Source organism: Pseudomonas sp. SWRI111 (genome assembly GCF_014268555.1).
Lineage (GTDB): Bacteria > Pseudomonadota > Gammaproteobacteria > Pseudomonadales > Pseudomonadaceae > Aquipseudomonas > Aquipseudomonas hamedanensis.
Window position 1 is genome coordinate 252785 of the sequence record NZ_JABWQQ010000003.1, and the last position, 18867, is coordinate 271651.

Sequence of the window (18867 nt, forward strand, 5' to 3'; positions counted from 1 at the left end):
CGCCTTCTTTCAGATGTGACGAACTTCGACAATCTCGTACTCGATCACGCCGCTTGGCGTTTTGACGGCGACCACGTCGCCCTCTTCCTTGCCGATCAAGGCGCGGGCCAGCGGCGAACCGACAGAAATCTTGCCGAGTTTGAAGTCAGCCTCATCCTCACCCACGATGTGGTAAGTGACGCTTTCATCCGTCTCGACATTGGCGATTTCAACGGTTGTGCCGAAAATTACTTTGCCGGTGTGCGGAATGGTGGTGACGTCGATGATCACAGCGTTCTGCATACGGCCTTCGATGTCACGAATCCGCGCCTCGACCATGCCTTGCTGTTCACGCGCAGCATGGTATTCAGCGTTTTCTTTCAAGTCACCCAACTCGCGGGCCGTACCAATGTCCTGGCTGAGCTTCGGACGAACGACCTTGGTCAGGTGAGCATGTTCTTCTTCCAGGGCTTTGGCGCCCTGAACAGTCATCGGGTACTTGGTTATGCTCATGCCTTCAATCCTGCGTGTAGATCCTGCAAGCGGCGCACGGTCTTTTCCGGACCGAACTTCAGCGCTTCGCAGATCGCTTCGCCCGCAGCAATGGTCGTGGTGCAGTAAATCTTGTGCTGCAGGGCGTTACGACGAATGGAATACGAATCGGCGATCGACTGACGACCTTCGGTGGTGTTGATGATCAGCGTGACTTCGTCATTCTTGATCATGTCGACCACGTGCGGACGCCCCTCGGTCACCTTGTTGACGCGGCGCACTTTCAGGCCTGCCGCTTCGATCAGCTTGGCAGTGCCGGCAGTGGCGACCACTTCGAAGCCCAAGTTGATCAGATCACGGGCCACGCCTGCAACCAGTGGCTTGTCGTCGTCGCGCACGCTGATGAACGCGGTACCGCCGGTCGGCAGCACTTCGCTGGCGCCCATCTGGGCTTTGGCGAACGCCTCACCGAAGGTGTCGCCGACGCCCATCACTTCACCGGTCGACTTCATCTCTGGGCCGAGGATCGGGTCAACGCCAGGGAATTTGGCGAACGGGAACACCGCCTCTTTCACGCTGTAGAAGTTCGGGATGATTTCTTTGGTGAAGCCGATTTCTTTCAGGGTCTTACCGGCCATCACGCGAGCAGCGATCATGGCCAGGGACACACCGATGCACTTGGACACGAACGGCACGGTACGCGAAGCGCGCGGATTGACTTCGATGACGTAGATGTCTTCACCCTGCAAAGCCAGCTGCACGTTCATCAGGCCGACAACGCCCAGTTCCAGGGCCATTTTCTTGACCTGTTCGCGCATCTCGTCCTGGATGTGCGCTGGCAGCGAGTACGGCGGCAGCGAGCAGGCGGAGTCGCCGGAGTGAACACCGGCCTGTTCGATGTGCTGCATGATCGCGCCGATTACCACGTCTTTGCCGTCGCACACCGCATCCACGTCCATTTCGATGGCGCAGTTGAGGAAGTGGTCGAGCAGCACCGGGCTGTCGTTGGACACTTGCACCGCGTCACGCAGGTAACGCTTGAGCTCGTCTTCCTTGTACACGATTTCCATCGCGCGGCCGCCCAGCACGTAGGACGGACGCACCACCAGCGGATAACCGATTTTCGCTGCAGCGCGAACCGCTTCGTCTTCGCTGCGCACGGTGGCGTTTGGCGGCTGACGCAGATTCAGGCGCTCGACCATTTGCTGGAAACGCTCACGGTCTTCAGCGCGGTCGATGGCGTCCGGGCTGGTGCCGATGATCGGTACGCCGGCCGCTTCCAGGGCGCGAGCCAGTTTCAGCGGAGTCTGACCGCCGTACTGGACGATCACGCCTTTCGGCTTCTCGACGCGGCAGATTTCCAGCACGTCTTCCAGGGTTACCGGCTCGAAGTACAGACGATCGGAAGTGTCGTAGTCGGTGGAAACGGTTTCCGGGTTGCAGTTGACCATGATGGTTTCGTAGCCGTCTTCGCGCAGAGCGAGGGCAGCGTGAACGCAGCAGTAGTCGAACTCGATGCCCTGGCCGATACGGTTCGGACCGCCACCCAGAATCATGATCTTGTCGCGACCCGACGGCGCGGCTTCGCACTCTTCCTCGTAGGTCGAGTAGAGGTAAGCAGTGTCGGTGGCGAACTCGGCGGCGCAGGTGTCAACGCGCTTGTAGACCGGGAACACTTCGAGTTTCTGACGGTGCGTGCGCAGATTCTTCTCGGTCACACCCAGCAGCTTGGCCAGACGCTGATCGGAGAAGCCTTTACGCTTGAGCTTGAACATCAGGTCGCGGTCGATCGAGGACAGACCGAGGGTCTTGACCCTCTCTTCTTCCTTGATCAGATCTTCGATCTGCACCAGGAACCACGGGTCGATCATGTTCATGCCGAAGATGTCTTCGACCGACAGGCCGGCGCGGAAGGCGTCCGCCACGTACCAGATACGCTCGGCGCCCGGTACGGTCAGCTCGCGCTTGAGCACGCTCATGCTTTCCGGATTGCTCAGATCGAGCTTCTCGTCGAGACCGCAAACGCCGACTTCCAGACCACGCAGGGCTTTCTGCAGGGATTCCTGGAAGGTCCGGCCGATGGCCATGACTTCGCCCACCGATTTCATTTGCGTGGTCAGACGCGCGTCAGCCTTGGCGAATTTCTCGAAGGCAAAGCGTGGCAGCTTGGTGACGACGTAGTCGATGGACGGCTCGAAGGACGCCGGGGTCTTGCCGCCGGTGATGTCGTTCGACAGCTCGTCGAGGGTGTAACCCACAGCCAGTTTGGCCGCGACCTTGGCGATCGGGAAACCGGTGGCTTTCGAGGCCAGTGCCGACGAACGCGAAACGCGCGGGTTCATTTCGATCACGACCATACGGCCAGTGTTCGGGCAGATACCGAACTGCACGTTGGAACCGCCGGTTTCGACGCCGATCTCGCGCAGTACCGCCAGGGAGGCGTTACGCAGGATCTGATATTCCTTGTCGGTCAGGGTCTGCGCCGGCGCAACGGTGATCGAGTCACCGGTGTGCACGCCCATCGGGTCGAAGTTTTCGATCGAGCAGACGATGATGCAGTTGTCCTTTTTGTCGCGGACAACTTCCATTTCATATTCTTTCCAGCCGATCAGCGATTCGTCGATCAGCAGCTCTTTGGTCGGCGACAGATCCAGACCACGGGCGCAGATTTCTTCGAACTCTTCACGGTTGTACGCAATACCGCCACCGGTGCCGCCCATGGTGAAGGACGGACGAATGATGCACGGGAAGCCCAGAGTCTCGAGGACCGCGTTGGCTTCTTCCATGCTGTGGGCAATACCGGAACGCGGGCACGCCAGGCCGATGGACTTCATCGCCTTGTCGAAACGCGAACGGTCTTCAGCCTTGTCGATGGTGTCGGCGTTGGCACCGATCATCTCTACGCCGAACTTCTCCAGAACGCCTTCGCGCTCCAGGTCCAGCGCGCAGTTCAGCGCAGTCTGGCCACCCATGGTTGGCAGCACGGCGTCCGGACGCTCTTTTTCGATGATCTTGGCCACGGTCTGCCACTTGATCGGCTCGATGTAGGTGGCGTCGGCCATGTCCGGGTCGGTCATGATGGTGGCCGGGTTGGAGTTCACCAGGATGACGCGGTAACCCTCTTCGCGCAGGGCTTTGCAGGCCTGGGCGCCGGAGTAGTCGAATTCGCAGGCCTGGCCGATCACGATCGGGCCAGCGCCAAGAATCAGGATACTTTTAATGTCTGTACGTTTTGGCATGGGTTGTCACTCAAATCCGCAGGTCAGTCGGCAAGCCGTCTTGATCGATTTCTGAAGCCCCGAAGGGGCCGCCGTTAACGGGGCCACCCTCGAGCGCTTCTCTCTACAGTCTCAAGGCGAACGCTTAGCGTCGCTTGGCCATCTCGTTGATGAAGCGGTCGAACAGTGGCGCAACATCGTTCGGGCCCGGGCTCGCCTCAGGGTGGCCCTGGAAGCTGAACGCGCTCTTGTCGGTGCGCTCGATACCTTGCAGGGTGCCGTCGAACAGCGATTTGTGGATCGCGCGCACGTTGGCTGGCAGGGTCGCTTCGTCTACTGCAAAACCGTGGTTCTGGCTGGTGATCATCACCACGCCTGTGTCCAGATCCTGCACCGGGTGGTTGGCACCGTGGTGGCCGTGGCCCATTTTCAGGGTCTTGGCGCCGGAAGCCAGGGCCAGCAACTGGTGGCCGAGGCAGATGCCGAATACCGGAGTTTCGGTTTCCAGCACTTCCTTGATTGCCTGGATCGCGTAGTCGCATGGCTCAGGGTCGCCCGGACCGTTGGACAGGAACACGCCGTCTGGCTTGAGCGCCAGCACGTCGGCGGCCGGGGTTTGCGCCGGTACCACGGTGACGCGGCAACCGCGCTCGACCAGCATGCGCAGGATGTTGACCTTGACGCCGTAGTCGTAAGCGACCACGTGGTAAGGCAGCTCGGAAGCTTCGATGGTCGCGTGGCTGTCGGTTTTCAGATCCCAGACAGTCGAGCGCCATTCGTATTGAGTCTTGGTGCTGACGACTTTCGCCAGGTCCATGCCCTTCAGGCCCGGGAAGCCTTGCGCAGCGGCGATGGCCGCTTCTTCGGAGATGTTGTCACCGGCCATGATGCAGCCGTTCTGTGCGCCTTTTTCACGCAGGATGCGGGTCAGGCGACGGGTGTCGATACCGGCGATCGCCACGACATTGTTGGCTTTCAGGTAATCGGACAGGGACATCGTGTTACGCCAGTTGCTCGCGACCAGCGGCAGGTCACGGATGACCAGGCCAGCGGACCAGACGCGGTCAGACTCGGCGTCTTCAGGCGTGGTGCCGGTGTTGCCGATGTGCGGGTAAGTCAGGGTAACGATCTGCTGGGCGTAGGAAGGATCGGTAAGGATTTCCTGATAGCCGGTCATTGCGGTGTTGAACACCACCTCACCAACGGTCTGACCGTCGGCTCCAATGGCTTCGCCGCGAAAAATGCTGCCATCAGCAAGGGCGAGTATGGCTGGCTTAGTCAAGAAGACCTCCCGTAAATAACGCATGAAAGGGCAATCGCAGGTTGTAAAAAAGCGGAGTGACGTATGGACACGTCACCCCGCTTCTTCACTGAAATTATTCTGCGCGCTTTTAGTGGACACACTAAAGCTGTAGCTTACAGAAAAGGGCGTTTTTGGTCCACCGCTAAAGAGCCTTAAAGGCCGGAGAATGCGACAGGCCGTCGCCAAGCGGTAAAAACCGGCGCAAACAGGGCGTTTGCGCCGGGTTCAGCAACAGCTCAACGCAGGTCGAGCACGTCCTGCATGTCATACAGGCCTGGCTCGCGACCATCCAGCCACAGCGCCGCACGCACCGCGCCCTTGGCGAAGGTCATGCGGCTAGAAGCCTTGTGGGTGATCTCGACGCGCTCGCCATCAGCAGCAAACAGCACGGTGTGGTCACCAACGATGTCGCCGGCACGCACAGTGGCAAAACCAATGGTTTCACGCTCACGCGCACCGGTTTGTCCTTCGCGACCGTAGACCGCGACCTTTTTCAGATCGCGACCCAGCGCATCGGCAATCACCTCTCCCATACGTACTGCCGTGCCCGACGGCGCATCAACCTTGTGGCGGTGATGAGCCTCCATGATTTCGATATCGACATCATCACCCAGCACCCGCGCAGCGGTGTCGAGCAACTTCAGGCACAGGTTGACGCCAACGCTGAAGTTGGCGGCAAAGACGATCGGAATGTCCTTGCCCGCTTCCGCCAGCAATTGCTTCTCTTCGACACTGAAACCGGTCGTACCGATGATCATCGCCTTGCCGTGCTTGCGGCAGAACGCGAGATTTTTCAGGGTCACGGTCGGATGGGTGAAGTCGATCAGTACGTCGAATTCTTCAACCACACGATCCAGATCACCGGACAGCGGCACACCAATACGCCCCAGCGCTGCCAGCTCACCGGCATCCGCACCGACCAGCGTGCTGTCAGGACGATCCACCGCTGCGGTCAGGCCGGCGCCCGGCGTTTGCTGCACCGCTTCGATCAGGGTCTTGCCCATGCGCCCGGCGGCGCCCATCACTGCAATACGTCGCATGCCGACTCCTTACAAATCGCCGAAGAAGCGTTTCACACCATCAAACCAACCGGTGGTTTTCGGCGAGTGACTGTTGTCATCGGCCAGGGAGCTGCGGAATTCTTCCAGCAGTTCGCGCTGACGACGGTTCAGATTGACCGGCGTTTCGACAGCCACACGGCACATCAGATCGCCGGCACCACCGCCACGCACTGGCGCAACGCCCTTACCGCGCACGCGGAACTGCTTGCCGGTCTGGGTGCCTTCAGGGATTTTCAGTTTGACGCGACCGTCGAGGGTCGGAATTTCCAGCTCGCCGCCCAGCGCCGCATCGACGAAGCTGATCGGCACTTCACAGAACAGATGCTTGCCGTCACGCTGGAAGATGTCGTGCTCGCGTACATTGATGACAACGTACAGGTCGCCAGTCGGCCCGCCCTGGGTACCCGCTTCGCCTTCGCCGGACAGACGAATGCGGTCGCCGGTGTCGACGCCAGCCGGCACTTTGACCGAAAGGGTTTTGTATTCTTCGACGCGACCGTCGCCGTGGCAGGAGTCGCACGGATCAGAAATGATCTTGCCCTGGCCATGGCAGCGCGGGCAGGTCTGCTGCACCGAGAAGAAGCCCTGCTGCATGCGCACCTGGCCGATACCGCCGCAGGTCGGGCAGGTCGAAGGCGACGAACCTTTCTTGGCGCCCGAACCATCGCACGGTTTGCAATTGACCAGCGTCGGCACACGGATGTTCACGGTGGTGCCGCGCACCGCTTCTTCCAGATTCAGCTCCAGGGTGTAGCGCAAATCGCTGCCACGCTGGGCGCCGCCACGGGAACCGCCGCGACCGCCGCCGAAGAAGTCACTGAAGACGTCGCCAAAAATGTCGGAGAAGTTCTGCCCGCCAAAACCGGCACCGCCGCCGCCCATGCTCGGGTCGACGCCGGCATGGCCATATTGGTCGTAGGCCGCGCGCTTGCTGGCATCGGACAACACTTCATAGGCCTCGTTGGCCTCTTTGAACGCCTCTTCCGAAGCTTTGTCGCCCGGATTACGGTCGGGGTGGTGCTTCATTGCCAGGCGGCGATAGGCCTTCTTCAGGTCCGCTTCGCTCGTGCCCCGCTCGACACCCAATACTTCGTAATAGTCACGCTTTGCCATAAGTTTCTTTGCACCCTTAAGGACGTTCGGCAAACCTCTCCTGAGCCTCGCCAAACTCGTTGAGCCCCCATTAAGGCCCGGACCCAACTCACGTCAATTCAACGATCCTGGTCTTGATTGATGCGGTATCTGCGGCGAGAAAAGCAGGAGCATTTTCAGCCATACCGCCAGCAAGCGAGCGTTGTCGCACGCTGTAAAAATTCGCGTATTCCAGATACGCCAACGCGGGAGGCAAGCTCCCGCGCGGCGACATCCTACCAGTCACCGCCGCAAGGCAGTCAACCGGGCGACCAACAACTTACTTGTGGTCTTTGACTTCTTCGAACTCGGCATCGACAACGTCGTCAGCCTTCTCAGCCGATTCGCCTTGCGGGGCCGCGCCATCAGCTGGCTGAGCCTGTTCGGCGTACATCTTCTGAGCAACCGGAGCGGAGACTTTCGACAGCTCTTCAACCTTGGCTTCGATGGCAGCCTTGTCGTCGCCTTTGACGGCGGCTTCCAGGGCAACCACTGCAGCTTCGATTGCAGTCTTCTCTTCGGCAGTGACCTTGTCACCGGCGTCAGCGACCATCTTGCGAGTCGAGTGAACCAGTGCGTCGCCCTGATTGCGGGCAGCGGCCAGCTCTTCGAACTTGCGGTCTTCCTCAGCGTTAGCTTCGGCGTCACGCACCATGCGCTCGATTTCCTCGTCGGACAGACCGGAGTTGGCCTTGATCACGATCGACTGAGTCTTGCCGGTCGCCTTGTCTTTCGCGCCGACATGCAGAATGCCGTTGGCGTCGATGTCGAAGGTAACTTCGATCTGCGGCACACCACGTGGAGCAGGTGGAATGTCGGCCAGGTCGAACTTGCCCAGCGATTTGTTCTGTGCGGCTTGCTTGCGCTCGCCCTGCAGAACGTGAATGGTCACAGCGCCCTGGTTGTCGTCGGCAGTCGAGAACACTTGCGATTTCTTGGTAGGAATCGTGGTGTTTTTCTCGATCAGCGCGGTCATCACGCCACCCATGGTTTCGATACCCAGGGTCAGCGGGCTGACGTCGAGCAGCAGAACGTCTTTCACATCACCGGCCAGAACAGCGCCCTGAATCGCGGCACCCATGGCAACGGCTTCGTCAGGGTTGACGTCTTTACGTGCTTCTTTACCGAAGAAATCGGTCACCAGCTTCTGCACCAGTGGCATACGGGTCTGACCACCGACCAGAATCACGTCGTTGATCGCGCCAACGTCGATACCGGCGTCTTTCATGGCGATGCGGCAAGGTTCGATGGTGCGCTGAACCAGGTCTTCAACCAGCGCTTCGAGCTTGGCGCGCGAGATCTTCACGTTCAGGTGCTTGGGACCGGTGGCATCTGCAGTGATGTACGGCAGGTTGACGTCGGTCGACTGAGCGGACGACAGCTCGATCTTGGCTTTCTCAGCGGCTTCTTTCAGGCGCTGCATGGCCAGCGGGTCACCCTTGAGGTTCATGCCGCTTTCTTTCTTGAATTCGTCAACGAGGTAGTCGATCAGACGAATGTCAAAGTCTTCACCGCCCAGGAAAGTGTCACCGTTGGTGGCCAACACTTCGAACTGATGCTCGCCGTCAACTTCAGCGATCTCGATCACGGAAACGTCGAACGTACCGCCACCCAGGTCATAAACGATCACGGTGTGATCGCCCTTGGCCTTGTCCATACCGTAAGCCAGCGCGGCTGCGGTCGGTTCGTTGATGATACGTTTTACGTCCAGACCGGCGATGCGGCCGGCGTCTTTGGTCGCCTGGCGCTGGCTGTCGTTGAAGTAGGCCGGAACGGTAATCACCGCTTCGGTCACTGCCTCGCCGAGGTAGTCTTCGGCGGTCTTCTTCATCTTCTTCAGAATTTCAGCCGAGATTTGTGGCGGTGCCATTTTCTGGCCGTTCACTTCAACCCAGGCATCATTGTTGTCAGCCTTGACGATCTTGTAAGGGACCATCTGGATGTCTTTCTGCACAACTTCTTCGTCGAAACGACGACCGATCAGACGCTTTACTGCGTACAGGGTGTTGTGCGGGTTGGTCACAGCCTGACGCTTGGCCGACTGACCTACCAGAATTTCGCCGTCGTTGGCGTAAGCGATGATCGACGGCGTGGTACGCGCGCCTTCAGCGTTTTCAATAACTTTGGCCTTGCCGTTTTCCAGCACGGAGACGCAGGAGTTGGTAGTCCCCAGGTCGATACCGATAATTTTGCCCATGTTCACTCTCCCGAAACTTTGGATTTTGTTGCCGCAGCAGTGGTGGCTAACTGCGGTAGCACTTAAACGCTTGACTTCTAAATGGGGGCCTTGCGGCTAATTTCAAGCCTGTTCGTCAATCGAAGGCGAAACTGGCGCAGGGGCCTTGCTGACCACGACCATGGCCGGGCGCAGCAGGCGACCATTGAGCTGATAGCCCTTCTGGAACACTTTCAGGACGCTGTTCGGTTCGACGTCAGCGCTTTCCTGCATGGCCATTGCCTGATGGAGAACGGCGTTGAACGGTTCGCCATGCGGATCGATCGCTTCAAGCTGATAACGCTTGAGGGTGTCGTTGAACATTTTCAGGGTCAGCTCGATGCCTTCGCGCATCGGACGGATGCTTTCATCGTCCGGGTTCGACAGTTCGAGACCGCGCTCCAGGCTGTCGACGATCGGCAGCAGGTCGCCGGCAAATTTTTCCAGCGCAAACTTGTGGGCCTTCTCGACATCCTGTTCGGCACGGCGGCGGACGTTCTGCAGATCGGCAGCTACACGCAGAGACTGATCCTGCGCGGCGGCCAATTGCTCTTCGAGCACTTGCACACGGGTCGCCAGGTCATCCCCCGAACCTTCCGGCGCCTGATTGGCTTCTGGGTTTTGCGTATCTACTGTCTGTTCGTCAGCCATGGAATTCTCCTTTCAATTTCGTCCGCGAGCCTGACTCGCGCTTCTGCCCCGGTATATGGGGCCGCAAAATCAGGCTTCAAGGGCTTTGAAAAATTAACCCTACAAAAAAGTGCCGCTTTCTCATTCCCGAACGCGCTAAGAAGATCTCCAATTCAAGCAAATCGAGCTAAAGGAGGTGATTGTCAGGGCGAAACAAAACACTGTATAAATAACCAGACCTCAAGCCTGGGAGCGGCCGTCATGCTGGTGCACCTGTCTGTACATAACTACGCCATCGTTGAACATCTCGATCTCGAACTCGATCGCGGGATGAGCGTGATCACAGGGGAAACCGGCGCCGGCAAGTCGATCATGCTCGATGCGCTGGGCCTGACCCTGGGCGATCGTGCCGACAGCGGCGTGGTGCGGCCGGGCGCCGACAAGGCCGATATTCTGGCGACCTTCGACCTGGCGGACATCCCCGAAGCCAGCGCCTGGCTGGCCGAGCGCGATCTGGACATCGGCGGGCCGTGCATCCTGCGTCGGGTCATTACCTCGGAGGGCCGGTCGCGCGGCTATATCAATGGCACGCCCTGCCCGCTTGGCGATCTCAAAGCCCTTGGCGAATTGCTGATCGACATCCACAGCCAGCATGAACATCAGTCGCTGCTGAAAACCGACACCCATCGCCGCCTGCTCGACGAATACGCTGGCGCCACCGACCTGGCCCGCCAGGTGCAACTCGCCGCCCAGCGTTGGCGCCAGACCCGGCAAGAGCTGGAGCGCCTTTCCAATTCCGGCGATGAGCAACGCGCCCGCCATCAATTGCTCAGCTATCAGCTCGAAGAACTGGAAAACCTCGGCCTCGGCGAAAACGAACTGGAACAACTGGAGCAGGAACACAAGAACCTGACCAACGCCGAAGCCCTGCTCGGCATTTGCCGACAAGTGGTCGAGCAATGCAGCGAGAGCGATTCCGGCAACGTGCTCAATGCACTCACCGCGAGCCTCAACCGCTTGTCCAGCGTGAACAACTCGGTCGGTGCACTCGGCGAAGCCAGCAGTCTGCTGACCAGCGCGCAGATTCAGGTTGAAGAAGCGGTCGGCGAGCTCAACCGCTTCCTCGACAATTTCGACGCCGACCCGGCGCGCCTGCAATACCTGGAGGAACGCCTCGACGCGATCTATACCCTGGCGCGTAAACACCGGATCCAGCCCACCGAAGTCGCCGAGATGCAACAGAAGCTGCTGGATGAAATTGAAACCCTCAACGCCAATGACGAATCCATCGAGCGCCTGGGAGAAGAGCTGGCGTCCTATGCCCGCCACTATCAACAGAAAGCACGCGAACTCAGCGACCTTCGCCATCAGGCGGCGGGCGGTCTCGCCAGTGCGGTGGAACAGGAAATTCAGCGACTGGGCATGCCTGGCGGTCGGTTCACCATCGAATTGAAAGCCAATAACAGCGACGAACTGCTGCCGAACGGACTGGAGCAGGTCGAACTGCTGGTCAGCGCCAACCCTGGTCAACCGCTCAAAGCCTTGGCAAAAGTGGCATCCGGGGGTGAGCTGTCGCGGATCAGCTTGGCGATTCAGGTGATCACCGCACAGACGTCTCGCGTTCCCACGCTGGTATTCGACGAAGTCGACGTAGGTATTGGCGGCCCGACTGCCGAGATTGTCGGCCAGTTACTGCGGCGCCTCGGTGATCGTGGCCAAGTGCTGACCGTGACCCACTTGCCCCAAGTGGCGGCGCAGGGACATCAGCATCTGTTCGTGCACAAGGTTCGCGATGAAAAAGCGACTCACACGGCCGTCGCGAAGCTGAGCAAGAATGAGCGCATCGAAGAAGTCGCGCGGATGCTCGGTGGTATCGATCTGACCAAGGAGTCCCTGGCCCACGCTAAAAAAATGGTAGTGACCGCGAAGGCTTAACAAGCAATAAAAAGCACGAAGGCGACCCTTGGGTCGCCTTCGTTCGTTTCGCGAATGTGAAATTCGCGCGACATGCTTACTTTTTCTTGCGTACGTACAGCACCAGGTTGTGATCAACCATCTCGAAGCCATGCTTCTCGACAATCGATTTCTGAAGTTTCTCGATTTCTTCGTCGAAGAATTCGATCACTTCACCCGATTCCACGTTGACCATATGGTCGTGGTGGCCGCCATCAGCCAGTTCGAAGACCGCGTGGCCGCCGTCGAAGTTGTGGCGGACCACGAGGCCAGCCGCTTCGAACTGAGTCAGAACACGGTAAACCGTGGCCAGACCGACGTCCTCACCAGCTTCCATCAACGCCTTGTAGACGTCTTCGGCACTCATGTGGCGCTGCTCGGTGGAGTCGAGCATTTGCAGGATCTTGACCCGTGGCAGGGTCACTTTGAGGCCGGCTTTGCGTAGTTCGCTATTTTCAACCATGGTCAGCTTTCTCGCGATGCTGCTTCGCAGCTTCTCTTAATGCGGGTATGATCGGCGTTTACGTTGTCCCAGCCAAGATAGTGGAAGTCGCCCACCGATGCAAAACACCAAGCTCTTGCTAACCAGTTTCACCTTTGTGGGACTGCTCGCACTCGCCGGTTGTTCATTCCCCGGGGTTTACAAAATCGACATCCAGCAGGGCAATGTCGTCACGCAGGACATGATAGACCAGTTACGCCCGGGAATGACCCGGCCGCAAGTACGGTTTATCATGGGCAACCCTCTGCTTGCCGACACGTTCCATGCCGATCGCTGGGATTATCTGTACAGCCTGCAACCGGGTGGCGGTGAACGCCAACAGGAACGCATCAGCGTTATCTTCAATTCCAACGACCAGCTTGTCAGCCTGTCCGGTGACTTCATGCCGGGCGTCAGCCGTGACGAAGCCATTCTCGGCAAGGACAGTGGCACAACTGTGACCGCGCCTGCTGAAAACGCCGAGAAGCCAGCAGCGGAAAAACCGGCCAAGCCCGGTTCGATGCTGGATCAGATCCAGAAAGAAGTCGATGGTGTGGAAACCGTACCGGTTCCAACGCCAGAGCCGCTGGACACCTCGCCGCAGTAATTCGCGAGGCAATAAAAAACCCGGAGATTCCGGGTTTTTTATTGCCTGCCGTTCGTGCTGATCAAGTATTCCGAGATTTGGCCTCGGCCGCTTTCGCCGCGCGCAAGCGTCGCACTTCTTTAGGATCGGCCAGCAACGGTCGGTAGATTTCGATGCGATCACCCGCTTGAACCACGCGTGAATCGGCATCGGCAACCACTTTGCCAAAAATACCCAGCGGACACTCCGCCAGATTCAGCTCAGGAAACTCTGCCGCGATTCCTGATGCCTGCGCCGCCGCGCGAACGGTCACGCCCTCAGCCACGCTGACCGCGCGTAAAACCTGCCGATCAACCGCCGCGTAGACAACTTCTATGTCGATCATCGGCTCAACCGTGCATCTGCTTGGCGCGCTGGCAGAAAGCATCCACCAACTGATTGGCGGCCTGATTGAACAGCGGGCCCAACGTAGCGCGCACCAGCGGCCCGGCGTAATCGAAGGACAAATCCAGACTGATCTTGCAGGCCTTTTCGTTCAGCGCCTTGAATACCCAGACGCCGTGCAATTGATTGAAAGGACCTTCTTCAAGGTTCATTTCGATCGACTGCCCCGGCACCAGCGTATTGCGCGTGACGAAATGCTGACTGAGGCCGCCCTTCGCCACGCCGACACTGGCGCGCATGTGCTCCGGCGAGCTTTCCAGCACTTCGGCCTCCGAGCACCACGGCAGAAATTCCGGATAACGCGCCACGTCGTTGACCAAGTCGTAGAGAAATTGCGCCGGGTAAGGCAGCAGCGCCGATCGTTGAATATGTGTCGTCATGTAAGCGTTACTTCCAGAGCTGAGCGGCAAATACTACAAGAATGCCGATAGGCGCCACGTAGCGCATCAAGAACAAAGACAGGGCAAACAGCAACGGATTGCGGATCGACAATTCGTCACGTACCGCTTCGCGCCCCATCACCCACCCGGCGAACAGTACGAAGCACAGGCCGCCCAACGGCAACATGATCCGCGAGGTGAAGAAATCGATCACGCCGAAGAAGTCCAGGCCGCTCTGCGCACCCCATTGGTAGAGGCTGAATACCCCGCCTTCGTTCACGAAAAACTTGGCCTCCTTCCAGATATTAAAGGAGAACACGGTGCCCAGACCAACGAACCAGCAGGTGAACGCCAGCCAGAAAGTCACCCAGGTGCGGCTGATTTTCGTGCGTTCAACCAGATAAGCCACCATCGGTTCGAGCAAGGAAATCGCCGAACTCCAGGCTGCCACCGCGACCAGCACAAAGAACACCACGCCCATCAGTTGGCCGAAAAATACATTACCAAAAGCAAATGGCAGGCTGACGAACATCAGGCCCGGGCCTTCACTTGGGTTCAGGCCAGCGGCGAACACAATAGGAAACAGCGCCAGACCGGCCACCAGCGAAACGAAGGTATCCAGCAACGCCACGCCAACAACCGTGCCCGACAGCGAGGTGTTCTTCGGCATGTAGGCGCCATAGATCATGATCGAGCCGACCCCGACGCTTAGCGAGAAGAACGCGTGCCCCATCGCCGGCAGCAGGCCGTCGAGGACTTTTTCCGGGTGGAAGTCGAACATGAAATGCACGCCTTCCATGAAATGCCCGGTGGTCATGCTGTAGCCCAGCAGCACCAGAATCATCACAAACAGCAACGGCATCATGATCCGCAGGCTCCGCTCAAGCCCGGCGACGACGCCTTTGGCGATCACATAGGCCGACAGCAGCATAAAAATCGTATGCCAAAGTGTCAGGCGCCACGGATTGGAGATGACATTGCCGAAGTACGCGCCGACCTGATCAGCCGTCGCGCCCTGAAAATCTCCGCGCCCCATATCGACGATGTAATCCAGCGACCAGCCGCCAACCACGCTATAGAAAGACAGAATCAGCAACGCCGTGATCATCCCGGCAAACGCGCCCCACGACCATTTGGCCGAGTGCCCGGCTTCCAGCGCCAGGACCTTCAGGGCATTCGCCGGACTTTGCCGCGCACGCCGGCCGATCAGGGTTTCGGCGAGCATGACAGGGACGCCGATCAGCGCGATGCACGCCAGGAACATCAGTACAAACGCACCGCCGCCGTAGACCCCGACCATGTACGGGAACTTCCAGATACTACCCAGTCCCACGGCCGAACCGGTCGCGGCGAGTATGAATACCCAGCGGCTAGCCCAACTGCCGTGGACAGAAACCTTGTCTGTCGACATCGTTTATCACGCCCAAGCGTTAGAAAAAGAGGCCGCATTGTCCGGGATTCACTCAACCTGCTCAAGCACGCAGCAACACCGTAGCCGACAGCCGAACAACTCCATATAATGCCGCCCCTATGGCTAAACAGAAGAAACACCCAACAGGGACCATCGCGCAGAACAAAAAGGCGCGACACGATTACTTCATCGAGCACAAGTTCGAGGCTGGTCTGGTCCTGGCCGGCTGGGAAGTAAAAAGTCTGCGGGCGAGCAAGCTACAGCTGGTCGACAGCTATGTGCTGCTCAAGGACGGCGAAGCATGGTTGCTCGGCAGCCACATCACGCCGTTGATGACCGCGAGTACCCACGTCATCGCCGACCCGGTGCGCACGCGCAAGCTGCTGCTCAACCGCCGCGAGCTGGAAAAGCTCGCCGCCGCCGTGCAGCAAAAGGGTTACGCCTGCGTCTGCCTGTCCTGGTACTGGAGCAAGCACATGGTCAAGTGCGAGATCGCTCTGGGCAAGGGCAAGAAGGAATACGACAAGCGTGACACCGAGCGCGAGCGCGATGCCGGTCGTGAACTGCAACGTGCGGTGCGCAACAAGGGCAAGGAAGACTGATTCCCGGCCTGTGGCGAGGGAGCTTGCTCCCGCTCGACTGCGCAGCAGGCGCATTTGGTTCTCGCGATTATCGATAAAAGCGAGAGCCGCTGCGCGCCTCAGCGGGAGCAAGCTCCCTCGCCACAATTAATCTGCCACCTCACATCCCCTTGCGCCGCTCCGCCCGAGCCATGCGCTGAACCTCCTGTCTCACCTCTTCCAGCACTTCCTGGACATACAAAATATGTCGACTGGACACTTCCCGCGCCTGCTCCGCCCGTCCTTCGATAATCGCCAGATACAATTCGCGGTGCTGGGTAATCAGCATGTCGCGGGTTTCCGTGCGCTGCTTGTACATGCCGCCAATGTTGGTCACGACGTTGCGCTTGAGCAGATCGAACAGCCCGCGAATGGTGTGCAGCAACACGGCGTTATGACTGGCCTCGGCAATCGCCAAATGAAATTTCGCATCCGCCGCGCCTTCCTCCGCCCGGCTCACTTCGTCATGACGCGAATAGCAATCCTGCAGCTCTTCGAACGCGGCGGTCAGCCGCTCGCGATCAACATCGGTGGCGCGCAATGCGGCGTAATAGGCGCACGATGCCTCCAGAGTATGCCTAAATTCCAGTAAATCCCGTTGCGCCTCGGGATTGCTTTCGAGCAATTTCAACAGCGGATCACTGAACGTCGAGCCGAGGGATTCCACCACATAGTTGCCTCCGCCCTGACGACTGACCAGCAAGCCTTTGGCCGCCAGTTTCTGGATCGCCTCACGCAACGACGGGCGTGATACGCCAAATTGTTCGGCCAGCGTGCGCTCCGCCGGAAGCCGCTCGCCCGACTTCAGCGTGCCCTCGAGGATCATCCCCTCAAGGCGCTCGACAATATCGTCAGACAAACGGCGCTGCCGAATCTGATCAAAGCCCATAACTCATTTCTCCACGATCCCGACCGCTCGCCGGGCTGTCTATTCTGGCCTATCCGCGCGCCGCCGACACCTGCCAGACGCCACCTCGCCAAACCGGATCAGTTGTCTTCTGCACCGCATCTTCGACGAAAGTTTCAGAGCGGCAAATTGACACACCGCCATCAAGGCTTTTACCCTAGCCAACAGCGATTGTAAATTGGTCTTACCAATTATCCAAGAACGCTGACAGTGCCTGACCAACAACAATTAGGGGCCACCCCACTATGCAAACCTGGCAACAGCTCTACAGCCCGCTCGGCAGTCTCGGCGTCTCCGCTCTCGCGGCCGTCATCCCCATCGTGTTTTTCTTCCTTGCGCTGGCGGTGTTCCGCCTCAAAGGCCACGTGGCCGGCAGCATCACTCTCGCCCTATCGATTGCCGTGGCAATTTTTGCCTTCCAAATGCCGGTGGACATGGCGTTCGCCGCTGCCGGCTATGGCTTCGCTTACGGTCTGTGGCCGATTGCCTGGATCATTGTCGCGGCGGTGTTCCTGTACAAACTGACGGTGAAAAGCGGTCAGTTCGAAGTCATCCGCAGCTCGGTCCTGTCGATAACGGACGACCAGCGTTTGCAGGTGTTGCTGATCGGTTTCTGCTTCGGCGCATTTCTTGAAGGTGCTGCCGGTTTTGGCGCGCCGGTGGCGATTACTGCCGCACTCCTTGTAGGACTGGGCTTCAATCCGCTGTACGCCGCCGGTCTGTGCCTGATTGCCAACACTGCGCCCGTGGCCTTTGGTGCTCTGGGGATTCCGATCATCGTCGCAGGCCAGGTCACCGGCATCGACGCGTTCAAGATCGGCGCCATGACCGGCCGCCAACTGCCACTGCTGTCGTTGTTCGTGCCGTTCTGGCTAGTGTTCATGATGGATGGCTTGCGCGGCGTGCGGGAAACCTGGCCGGCCGCGCTGGTGGCAGGCTTGAGCTTCGCCATCACTCAGTACTTCACGTCCAACTTCATCGGCCCGGAACTCCCGGACATCACCTCGGCCTTGGCCAGCCTGATTTCCCTGACCCTGTTTCTGAAAGTGTGGCAACCCCGACGCGCGGCCGGCCAGCACATCGTCGGCGCCGTGTCCGCCTCGGTGGTCAGCGCCAGCGTCGGCGGTTTCGGCCAGAAGCGCACGACCGTGGCTTCGCCCTACAGCCTAGGTGAAATTATCAAGGCCTGGTCGCCATTCCTGATCCTCACCGTGCTGGTGACCATCTGGACGCTGAAGCCTTTCAAGGCGATGTTCGCTGCCGGCGGCTCGATGTACAGCTGGGTCTTCAATTTCGCGATTCCACATCTTGATCAACTGGTGATCAAAACCGCGCCAATCGTAGCCAACCCGACGGCCATCCCGGCGGTATTCAAACTTGATCCGATTTCCGCGACCGGCACGGCGATTTTCTTCTCCGCACTGATTTCGATGCTGGTGTTGAAGATCAATTTCAAAACTGGTCTGACCACTTTGAAAGAGACCTTCTACGAGCTGCGCTGGCCGATCCTGTCGATCGGCATGGTGCTGGCGTTCGCCTTCGTCACCAACTACTCCGGCATGTCCTCGACCATGGCGTTGGTATTGGCCGGAACCGGCGCTGCGTTCCCGTTCTTCTCGCCGTTCCTCGGCTGGCTGGGCGTGTTCCTGACCGGCTCCGATACTTCGTCCAACGCGCTGTTCAGTTCGCTGCAAGCGACCACCGCTCACCAGATCGGCGTCAACGACACCCTGTTGGTGGCGGCAAACACCAGCGGCGGCGTGACCGGCAAAATGATTTCGCCGCAATCGATCGCCGTGGCCTGCGCCGCGACCGGTCTGGTCGGCAAGGAATCGGATCTGTTCCGCTTCACCCTCAAGCACAGCCTATTCTTTGCAACGATTGTCGGTTTGATCACCTTGGCTCAGGCCTACTGGTTCACCGGCATGCTGGTGCATTAAGACTACATACAACACGGAAAAAACCGACGCCGGCCCGTGATCCAGCGTCAGCCATTCACCACCGGGTCTGTAAGGCTGCTGAAAGCAACGCGCTTTATATTCAGCAGCCGCAGCAG

General features: G+C 59.1%; 16 protein-coding genes. 4 read left to right on the forward strand and 12 right to left on the reverse strand.

The annotated features are described in order from the left end of the window. Window positions 1-9: 9 nt before the first annotated feature. The 7 genes from greA to grpE all read right to left on the reverse strand — a co-directional run bounded on the left by greA (window position 10) and on the right by grpE (window position 10050). Window positions 10-486, reverse strand: coding sequence for a transcription elongation factor GreA (gene greA, locus HU755_RS06675; protein WP_186547382.1), 477 nt, complete (start codon window positions 484-486; stop codon window positions 10-12). A gap of 2 nt (window positions 487-488) precedes the next feature. Further along, window positions 489-3710: a carbamoyl-phosphate synthase large subunit gene (gene carB / locus HU755_RS06680; RefSeq protein WP_186630993.1), complete on the reverse strand. Its 3222-nt coding sequence runs from the start codon at window positions 3708-3710 to the stop codon at window positions 489-491. 124 nt (window positions 3711-3834) lie between these two features. Further along, entirely contained in the window at window positions 3835-4971 is a 1137-nt protein-coding gene (gene carA, locus HU755_RS06685; RefSeq protein WP_016771765.1) for a glutamine-hydrolyzing carbamoyl-phosphate synthase small subunit, read from the reverse strand. A 257-nt stretch (window positions 4972-5228) separates the two neighbouring features. Beyond that, window positions 5229-6032 (reverse strand): 4-hydroxy-tetrahydrodipicolinate reductase, encoded by an 804-nt coding sequence (gene dapB / locus HU755_RS06690; protein WP_016771766.1) that lies wholly within the window; start codon window positions 6030-6032, stop codon window positions 5229-5231. A 9-nt stretch (window positions 6033-6041) separates the two neighbouring features. Continuing rightward, window positions 6042-7166 (reverse strand): molecular chaperone DnaJ, encoded by a 1125-nt coding sequence (dnaJ, locus tag HU755_RS06695; RefSeq protein ID WP_186547350.1) that lies wholly within the window; start codon window positions 7164-7166, stop codon window positions 6042-6044. Window positions 7167-7464: 298 nt separating this feature from the next. Continuing rightward, window positions 7465-9381 (reverse strand): molecular chaperone DnaK, encoded by a 1917-nt coding sequence (dnaK, locus tag HU755_RS06700; protein ID WP_039759567.1) that lies wholly within the window; start codon window positions 9379-9381, stop codon window positions 7465-7467. Window positions 9382-9483: 102 nt separating this feature from the next. Then, window positions 9484-10050 carry a nucleotide exchange factor GrpE gene (gene grpE, locus HU755_RS06705; RefSeq protein WP_186547351.1) on the reverse strand — a complete coding sequence of 189 codons (567 nt, stop codon included), beginning with the start codon at window positions 10048-10050 and terminating at the stop codon, window positions 9484-9486. 240 nt (window positions 10051-10290) lie between these two features. Between grpE and recN the strand changes: the two genes are divergently transcribed. Then, on the forward strand, window positions 10291-11964 hold the full coding sequence (gene recN / locus HU755_RS06710) for a DNA repair protein RecN (protein WP_186630994.1): 1674 nt from the start codon (window positions 10291-10293) through the stop codon (window positions 11962-11964). Between the two features lie 76 nt (window positions 11965-12040). Here recN and fur read toward each other — a convergent pair whose 3' ends face one another. Next, on the reverse strand, window positions 12041-12445 hold the full coding sequence (gene fur, locus HU755_RS06715) for a ferric iron uptake transcriptional regulator (RefSeq protein ID WP_016771770.1): 405 nt from the start codon (window positions 12443-12445) through the stop codon (window positions 12041-12043). A gap of 97 nt (window positions 12446-12542) precedes the next feature. On the opposite strand from fur, the gene HU755_RS06720 reads away from it, so the two are divergent. Further along, window positions 12543-13070 (forward strand): outer membrane protein assembly factor BamE, encoded by a 528-nt coding sequence (locus HU755_RS06720; protein WP_186547353.1) that lies wholly within the window; start codon window positions 12543-12545, stop codon window positions 13068-13070. Between the two features lie 61 nt (window positions 13071-13131). Here HU755_RS06720 and HU755_RS06725 read toward each other — a convergent pair whose 3' ends face one another. Genes HU755_RS06725 through HU755_RS06735 form a run of 3 tightly spaced genes read right to left on the reverse strand, consistent with a single transcriptional unit; the run spans window position 13132 to window position 15284 of the window. Next, window positions 13132-13434 (reverse strand): RnfH family protein, encoded by a 303-nt coding sequence (locus tag HU755_RS06725; protein WP_186618634.1) that lies wholly within the window; start codon window positions 13432-13434, stop codon window positions 13132-13134. A gap of 4 nt (window positions 13435-13438) precedes the next feature. Next, window positions 13439-13873, reverse strand: coding sequence for a type II toxin-antitoxin system RatA family toxin (locus HU755_RS06730; RefSeq protein WP_186547355.1), 435 nt, complete (start codon window positions 13871-13873; stop codon window positions 13439-13441). A gap of 7 nt (window positions 13874-13880) precedes the next feature. Then, window positions 13881-15284, reverse strand: coding sequence for a sodium-dependent transporter (locus tag HU755_RS06735; RefSeq protein WP_186547356.1), 1404 nt, complete (start codon window positions 15282-15284; stop codon window positions 13881-13883). A gap of 119 nt (window positions 15285-15403) precedes the next feature. Between HU755_RS06735 and smpB the strand changes: the two genes are divergently transcribed. Then, a complete protein-coding gene (smpB, locus tag HU755_RS06740; RefSeq protein WP_007915208.1) occupies window positions 15404-15886 on the forward strand; it encodes an SsrA-binding protein SmpB in 483 nt (160 codons plus the stop codon). Between the two features lie 139 nt (window positions 15887-16025). Here smpB and HU755_RS06745 read toward each other — a convergent pair whose 3' ends face one another. Then, window positions 16026-16793, reverse strand: coding sequence for an FCD domain-containing protein (locus tag HU755_RS06745; protein WP_186630995.1), 768 nt, complete (start codon window positions 16791-16793; stop codon window positions 16026-16028). 263 nt (window positions 16794-17056) lie between these two features. Here HU755_RS06745 and HU755_RS06750 point away from each other — a divergent pair, with 263 nt between their 5' ends. Next, window positions 17057-18751: a lactate permease LctP family transporter gene (locus HU755_RS06750; RefSeq protein WP_186630996.1), complete on the forward strand. Its 1695-nt coding sequence runs from the start codon at window positions 17057-17059 to the stop codon at window positions 18749-18751. The last annotated feature ends 116 nt before the right edge of the window (window positions 18752-18867 follow it).

Excerpts from the sequence above, each read along its gene's own strand:
- carB (WP_186630993.1), bottom strand. The coding sequence starts at position 3,710 with ATGCCAAAACGTACAGACATTAAAAGTATCCTGATTCTTGGCGCTGGC.
- dapB (WP_016771766.1), bottom strand. The coding sequence starts at position 6,032 with ATGCGACGTATTGCAGTGATGGGCGCCGCCGGGCGCATGGGCAAGACC.
- dnaJ (WP_186547350.1), bottom strand. The coding sequence starts at position 7,166 with ATGGCAAAGCGTGACTATTACGAAGTATTGGGTGTCGAGCGGGGCACG.
- dnaK (WP_039759567.1), bottom strand. The coding sequence starts at position 9,381 with ATGGGCAAAATTATCGGTATCGACCTGGGGACTACCAACTCCTGCGTC.
- grpE (WP_186547351.1), bottom strand. The coding sequence starts at position 10,050 with ATGGCTGACGAACAGACAGTAGATACGCAAAACCCAGAAGCCAATCAG.
- recN (WP_186630994.1), top strand. The coding sequence starts at position 10,291 with ATGCTGGTGCACCTGTCTGTACATAACTACGCCATCGTTGAACATCTC.
- fur (WP_016771770.1), bottom strand. The coding sequence starts at position 12,445 with ATGGTTGAAAATAGCGAACTACGCAAAGCCGGCCTCAAAGTGACCCTG.
- HU755_RS06720 (WP_186547353.1), top strand. The coding sequence starts at position 12,543 with ATGCAAAACACCAAGCTCTTGCTAACCAGTTTCACCTTTGTGGGACTG.
- HU755_RS06725 (WP_186618634.1), bottom strand. The coding sequence starts at position 13,434 with ATGATCGACATAGAAGTTGTCTACGCGGCGGTTGATCGGCAGGTTTTA.
- HU755_RS06730 (WP_186547355.1), bottom strand. The coding sequence starts at position 13,873 with ATGACGACACATATTCAACGATCGGCGCTGCTGCCTTACCCGGCGCAA.
- HU755_RS06735 (WP_186547356.1), bottom strand. The coding sequence starts at position 15,284 with ATGTCGACAGACAAGGTTTCTGTCCACGGCAGTTGGGCTAGCCGCTGG.
- smpB (WP_007915208.1), top strand. The coding sequence starts at position 15,404 with ATGGCTAAACAGAAGAAACACCCAACAGGGACCATCGCGCAGAACAAA.
- HU755_RS06745 (WP_186630995.1), bottom strand. The coding sequence starts at position 16,793 with ATGGGCTTTGATCAGATTCGGCAGCGCCGTTTGTCTGACGATATTGTC.
- HU755_RS06750 (WP_186630996.1), top strand. The coding sequence starts at position 17,057 with ATGCAAACCTGGCAACAGCTCTACAGCCCGCTCGGCAGTCTCGGCGTC.